The organism is Roseburia zhanii (assembly GCF_014287635.1).
Lineage (GTDB): Bacteria > Bacillota > Clostridia > Lachnospirales > Lachnospiraceae > Roseburia_B > Roseburia_B zhanii.
The window spans coordinates 1-2473 of the sequence record NZ_JACOPH010000044.1 but is presented as its reverse complement, the minus strand read 5'-3'; the positions used below and the strand labels follow the sequence as shown (position 1 = coordinate 2473).

General features: G+C 38.1%; 4 protein-coding genes. All 4 read right to left on the bottom strand.

Annotated features, from left to right (window positions below):
* Positions 1 to 284: DUF4885 family protein (locus tag H8S17_RS15855; RefSeq protein WP_330595828.1), on the bottom strand; the 284-nt coding region annotated here is incomplete at its 3' end.
* Between the two features lie 49 nt (positions 285 to 333).
* Positions 334 to 879, bottom strand: a complete 546-nt coding sequence (locus H8S17_RS15850) for a hypothetical protein (RefSeq protein WP_186867876.1) — start codon at positions 877 to 879, stop codon at positions 334 to 336.
* 171 nt (positions 880 to 1050) lie between these two features.
* Positions 1051 to 1884, bottom strand: a complete 834-nt coding sequence (locus H8S17_RS15845) for a hypothetical protein (protein ID WP_186867875.1) — start codon at positions 1882 to 1884, stop codon at positions 1051 to 1053.
* A gap of 206 nt (positions 1885 to 2090) precedes the next feature.
* Positions 2091 to 2363: a hypothetical protein gene (locus H8S17_RS16635; RefSeq protein WP_241070792.1), complete on the bottom strand. Its 273-nt coding sequence runs from the start codon at positions 2361 to 2363 to the stop codon at positions 2091 to 2093.
* Positions 2364 to 2473: the final 110 nt, after the last annotated feature.

The window sequence follows — 2473 nt, the reverse complement described above, 5'->3', positions numbered from 1 at the left end:
TGGCTAACACCTTTCATCCACATATTCTGTGCTGCTCCATATCCTTTTTCCTGCCCTATATCATACAATCCACTGCTGTCAAAGCCTATTTTCAACACTAAATCATTTTCTTTCTTCCAGCCATTTTTAGCATATTGCAGCCATCTCTTAGAATAAAGTTCATACCCTGCACCATTCTTAGATTTTTCCTTAAACAATGCCAGTAAATCTGTACCATCCTCTGCAATAAAAGTACCATTTTTATATGTCGCATTGCGTGCATCATATCCAGTTGTCTCATACACTTCATGTAATCCAAGTTCTCTTTTTTTCCTATGTTCAAATGACTAAGCACTATTTATACTTACTATTTGCGTTTGGCAAATTAAGATATGTATCCATACTTTTCGTCCAAAGCAACGATAAGTCAAACCTTCCCAATTTGTTTAAATCTTCTATGCTTTTTTTGAACATTGCGATAAAATCTCTTCTGTCGTTAAGTCCCATATTACCAGCTTCAAGCGGCAGAGACGTGAAACCTCCCTGCTTTTCCACTTTGTAATGTGCCTCCAATGCACGCATTTCGACTACTGTAGCATTTGATGGATTAACATCATTGATATAAATTCTTTGCTCAAACTCTTTCCCGTTTTCATCCACACCTTTCGCTAACACCACAGGATTTTCATCCGTCGAATCATCCGCATATTTAAGACAATAAGAAAGACCTGTACCATTACCTCCTGTCCACAACATATTATCTGTTGTAAATATCTGATATACCTTCGGTGTTTCTGCCGTATAAAATGTCTTTTCCCCAGATGCAGGAGTTTTCATTTGATTACCTTTTTGTTGACCGTACAATGAAGATACGGTATTCAGACCAGGACCAATGTGCATACTTCTATTCCTCCTATTTCAATATCATTTTTGCATCATGCATAAAATTATTCTCCTATTTTGGATGCCAACACTGTATAAAATTCTTTTTCCTGTTGCAGATATGCTGTCCTTTCCTCTGTCATTCGGAATCTATTCACTCTCCATAACGGTCCAAGTGATCTATTACTTTTATGACCATCTATACCAAGTTCCGCTATTCAAAAGCTGTGACATACTTTCTTCATATCTTTTCACTGCTTTCTGCTGAATGGAACTAGGCACCACATAATCGTTACCAACTTCACGTATTTTCCCATTTACCAGTTCGCAATGTGTCCCGTTTATCACAAATTCTCTGCTTGTATCCACTCCCTGTGACGCAAGAAAATCTAAAATATAATCGGTGTATGTATCTGTCATACTTGAAAAATACTGCTGATCCGCAAAATGTATCAGGGAGTTCAGACCACCTATCATCATATTGCATCTTTCATCATCTGCCTTGCTTCCGTTTCCATAGCCCTCGCCCCAGACAAAATCTTCCTGTACCGTCATGCTGTATCCATTTCCAAGATTAAATCTGCTTCCAACCCCAATCGTGATACTGTTTGTACTGGGATCATATGGTTTGGACCCTCTGGTTTTAAATGGCTGCTGTACGGTTCCAAAGGTTTGAATCTCGGATGGGAGATATGACATACCCGTAATTGCCGTAAACGCTTTCTGCCCATTCACATAAAAGGAAGTATGGGTTGCACTGTCTATATCCGCTGTAATCTCGACTTTCTCATCATTGGCAAAAGGATTCTGTCCGGTCATTCCGGTTCCATATGCAAACAGCATTCTTGTAAACTGATATCTTGTATGCTCATCAAAATGATTCAGTGTCTCTGTATCTTCTCCCTTTACATCTCCATTGCAAAAATCAACAAATTCATTTTTGCTGCCATCTTTTGTAGATAATTTACCTGTCTTTGTGTTATAAATGAAATTATAGGAACTTCCAACTTTCGTTATACTCATAAAATTGTTCTCCTTTCTGCATAGGAGTCAGTAATATGCTCTGACTCCTACATGAAATACTTTTTAAAAATCTAATTCATTACCCGGATATGGCTCCATAATACACTTAAACTTTCCATTTTTTGAAATGCTTTCAACTTTCACCGAATCCTCAAATGTGACTGTCATCTGTGTATCGTAAGTTTTCCATTCAAACTGCTACCAGCTTACACCGTTACCGGTATGATCATAAGCCTTGATTGCATCGTTATATTGCTTTTTTGTTTTTCTGAATATTCCGGCACATTTTCAGTATTATTTATTTCCAACAACATTCTTAAACTATCCGGCACTCCATCTATCGCTTTTCTCCACGCTTCACTCTGTTGCTTTGCAACCGCCATCTCATACTGCATAACATAATCCTGATATGCCTTTTCTCTTGCGGCACTTGCTTCTTTATCTACCTTTAACAACTGCCGTTTGGTATCTTGCTTCATAAGCATTAGACGCTTTTGACAACAGCCTTTCATTGTTCCACGACCGTAATAATCGGCTTCTTTCCTGTTCCTGCTTTGCAATCTTTTCATTCAACATTTCCTGCTGCTGT